Genomic DNA, 3,923 nt, shown 5'->3' on the forward strand with positions numbered 1-3,923 from the left:
AGCACGGAGTACCGCACATGAACCGCAGTGAGCTGATCGAAGCCCTCGCCGAGCGAGCCGAGGTCACCCGCAAGGACGCCGACGCCGTCCTGGCCGCACTCGCCGGGACCGTCGGCGACATCGTCGCCAAGGGCGACGAGAAGGTCACCATCCCCGGCTTCCTGACCTTCGAGCGCACCCACCGTGCCGCTCGCACCGCTCGCAACCCGCAGACCGGCGACCCGATCGACATCCCGGCCGGCTACAGCGTGAAGGTCTCCGCGGGCTCCAAGCTCAAGGAAGCCGCCAAGGGCAAGTAGCCCGCCGCGCACGGGCAGCGGCTCATCACCGGGAGGCATGGGGCCCCGGACTCACAGCACAGCGGCATGCCGTGACCACGCGGAGCAGGATAGACGCGCCGCCCACGGGGTAGAACGGACGGCGGACGCCTTCCGGTGACGGACGGCTCCACCTCCAGACCAACCGGGAAGCACCCGGCGACATCGAAGGACAAGCAGCATGGCCAGCGGCACCGTGAAATGGTTCAACGCCGAGAAGGGCTTCGGCTTCATCTCTCAGGACGACGGCGGACCGGACGTCTTCGCGCACTACTCCAACATCTCCGGCAACGGCTTCCGCGAGCTCAACGAAGGCGAGCAGGTCACCTTCGACGTGACCCAGGGCCAGAAGGGCCCCCAGGCCGAGAACATCGTCCGCCGCGGCTGACACCCGAAAATACACGCCACCCCCCTCAGCCCACTGTAGAGTGGCGTCACCGACGCGGGGTGGAGCAGCTCGGTAGCTCGCTGGGCTCATAACCCAGAGGTCGCAGGTTCAAATCCTGTCCCCGCTACTGACCGAAGGGCCCGGATCCGTCCGGGCCCTTCGCCATATCTGAACCCGACGTCCACGAGTCCAGCGACGCGCCCGCACGCGGCCGCCCAGGACCTCATCGCTCAAGGCCCCGACGACGTCCTCGCCCCTCCCGGCGCACCGATCCTCCCCGCGCGAACTTCCTCCCTGCGGGCATCGGCGGAGGAGGCCACTGGAGCCGGGGCCGGCCCGTACTGTGCCCGGGCCGCGCCGCGCTCAGCCCGTCCGATCCGCTCCCGGGGTCGTACCGCCGTCCTGTCAGATGCCGCCCCTAGGCTGTGACTGCAATCGATCAAGGAGCAGAGCAGTGCGAATAGAGCGTCACCAGGTGGGTGGGACGGCCTTGTCGGCAGCGCGTGAGGACTTCACGAACCGCATCGGAGGTCAGGTGCACTCCATGTCGAGGGCCGGCCGGATGGCGACGTACGAATGGCAGTCGATCGCGGAGGAGTTCCTCGACTACCTGGGCGCCCTCTCCGTCGAGACACCCGGTCTCGACTCCTCGGAGGCCAAAGCCGCCCTCAAGGACGCCTCCGAGGCCGCGGCAGGGGCCGTCGCCTACGCCGCGTACCACCCGCACTGCACATTCAACGTCTTCCTGGAGTACGTGAACTTCGGCATGACCTACGACCCGGGTGACGACGCCCCCAAGGAGGTGGTCACACCGGGGGACTGGATCGACGCGCTGTGCCTGGCGGTGCTTCGGGACAAGGCGAAATGGCACGGCGAGGCCTTCCATTTCGCCCGGCAGAGGTTCGCCGAGCAGGCCAAGGGAACGCCGCTTGGCGAACTCGCCACAGGCCTGACGGCCGTGGTCCTGGACGACACGGGCGATGACGAGGAGTACCCGCCGAGCGCGCGGGCCAAGCTCACCGCTGTCGACGCGGCCCTGGACCGGATCCGCATCCGCGCCGAGGAGACGGGTGAGCCTCTGCTGGACCAGTTGAACACCGCAGCGCTGCGGACACTGCGGGCCCTGGCCGCTGAGGACAAGGAGGCGTTCGACAGCGCTCTGGCCGGTCTGCTGACCCGGGAAGCCGGCCTGCACGGCCCCAAGGCTTCCCCGAGCAGCCTTCTCCCGCTCGTCCCCATCGCCTTCGCGGCGCTCGCGTACCGGACGCTGGGCTGGGCGCCGGCCGTCCGCACGGACTACCTCCCGCACGCGCTGGTCACCGGCTTCGAGACGCGGGGACCGAGGGTCGCGGGGTTCGGCCGGGACCGGCGGCCGGACGCTGTCGCAGCGCTCACCGCCCGCCCGCTGGTAGTGGAGCGGCCGGCCTGCGAGCGGGACGGGATCCAGCGGATCGAGGCCATGTACGAGGAACACCTCCAGGAGGCGTTCACCCCCGTCGACGGCAAGCCCCTCCCGGTGTGGCGTCTGGCCAGCGTCCTGGAGGACCAGCAGCGCCTGTTCTGGTGGCGGTCGGGGAACCCCGGTGACATCGCGGACGCTCAGCTCGCCACTCTCCGGCTGGCCTCTCAGACGGGGGCGGCCCTGTTCCGCATCGCACTGGCCGAGCCTGACACCGAAGTCGAGGTGTCCATCGGCGGCCGCACCCTGCGCTACCCGGCCACGCGGGCGAGGGAAGCCGGCCCCGGGTACTGGCAGACGGCCGTCGCCTTCGCCCTGATCACCGGCGTGCGCGAGGACCTCGCCCCCCTGGTGCTCACCGGCCCTACCTTCGCCGGCCCGGACGGCTCCGCGTTCACCGCGTACCGCGAAGCCCTCCACGCCTACCTCAAGGGCGCCGAGCCCGAAGCCGCCGCACAGCGGGCGCTGCACGAGGCGGAGAAGGCCAAAGACTGGGGCTTCGCGATGCCGCCGGCCGTACTGCTGTCGCAGCTCGTGGAAGGCGACGAGGAGAGCTTCAACCTCGCCCTGGCCGACGCACTCGAAACCCACCGCGCCTACTACGAGGTCGCAGACCGCGCCGACGGCCCCGAAGTCTCCGTCAACCTCGACGTCCTCGCCCTGGCCTGCCACGCCCGCCGCCGCGGCTGGACCATCCGCGTGGACTCCCCCTACCTGCCGCAGTACCTCCTGGCGGCCGCCGAACCCTTCTGAAAGCCCCGCGAACGCTCCTGCGGACAGGGTCGTCGAAGCCGCCCGAACATCCGAACCTGTGCTGATAACTTCTGTGTCGTGGAAGGCCGAGGCGCCGCCTTCCACGTAGACCCCTGAACCAGGGGACGCGCCTCGGGACGGCCTCGCGGCCCGAGGCGAAGCACATCTACACGGCACGGCCGCTGTAGGCCATCGGCCCTTTCCGGGAGCCGGATTCTCCCGCGTGCGCGGGTACGGACCACACCCCCGTACCGCCGCGAAGGGAACCACCACCATGGCCGACGTCCAGCACCGCGCTCACCTGACCTGGGTCGAGGGCCCGCAGATGCATCTCACCGTCCAGGCCGACGAACGCGTCGGCGAGGACGACCCGGCCCTGGCCTCCGAGGGGTACTGGGAGGTCGACGTCACCGCAGACCTCGAACTGGAGGAAACCCTCGACGTTCTGTCGGCGGGTGACCGCGACGAGGCGAAGGCCGCAGCCACCGCAGCACTTCTCGCCGGCGGCTGGTACCTGCACGGCGACTGGGTCGACGAGCCGTACGAGACCACGGTCATCGTCAACCAGGCCCCGGCCGACTACGACACCGAGGACCCGATGGCCGACGTGCCCCACCCGCAGGCCGAACTGCAGACGCGGCTGGCCGAGACGTACGCCCAGCCCGAGAACGCAAGCCCGCGGCCGTCATGGAGGGAACGCCCGTACACCGGCCCGATGAGGACCGCCGAGGAGCGCGCCCGACTCCTCGCCGAGCTGGGGATGCCGAGCGCCGTCGACGACAGGTCGGATGAGGCATAGCTCCACGGTCCTGGCCGACTCCTGCGGTGCATGTTGGCAGGTGCTCGCCCCGTGTTCGGCCGTGTCCGCCGGGAATCGGCTGTGCTGGAACCGGGAGCGCCCGGACTGAGGCCGCTGGCGCTGGTGGGCTGCATCCTCGAAGCCGATATCGCTCAGCCCGGGCCTAGCGAGGCGTTTTCGTATGCTCCAGCCGCACCGGCGGGCAAC

General features: G+C 70.2%; 4 protein-coding genes and 1 tRNA gene. All 5 read left to right on the forward strand.

All coding sequences use genetic code 11. The features are described from left to right. Positions 1-17: 17 nt before the first annotated feature. The 5 genes from ABZ281_RS41250 to ABZ281_RS41270 all read left to right on the forward strand — a co-directional run bounded on the left by ABZ281_RS41250 (position 18) and on the right by ABZ281_RS41270 (position 3,716). Positions 18-299, forward strand: a complete 282-nt coding sequence (locus ABZ281_RS41250) for an HU family DNA-binding protein (protein WP_356663074.1) — start codon at positions 18-20, stop codon at positions 297-299. 199 nt (positions 300-498) lie between these two features. Continuing rightward, complete coding sequence (locus ABZ281_RS41255; RefSeq protein WP_047181530.1) at positions 499-705, forward strand: cold-shock protein; 207 nt, start codon at positions 499-501, stop codon at positions 703-705. Between the two features lie 53 nt (positions 706-758). After that, positions 759-832: transfer RNA gene (locus ABZ281_RS41260), tRNA-Met, on the forward strand. 348 nt (positions 833-1,180) lie between these two features. Further along, positions 1,181-2,917 (forward strand): immunity 49 family protein, encoded by a 1,737-nt coding sequence (locus ABZ281_RS41265; protein ID WP_356663075.1) that lies wholly within the window; start codon positions 1,181-1,183, stop codon positions 2,915-2,917. 274 nt (positions 2,918-3,191) lie between these two features. After that, positions 3,192-3,716, forward strand: coding sequence for a hypothetical protein (locus ABZ281_RS41270; protein WP_356663073.1), 525 nt, complete (start codon positions 3,192-3,194; stop codon positions 3,714-3,716). The last annotated feature ends 207 nt before the right edge of the window (positions 3,717-3,923 follow it).

This window comes from Streptomyces sp. NPDC006265 (assembly GCF_040613555.1).
Taxonomy (GTDB): domain Bacteria; phylum Actinomycetota; class Actinomycetes; order Streptomycetales; family Streptomycetaceae; genus Streptomyces.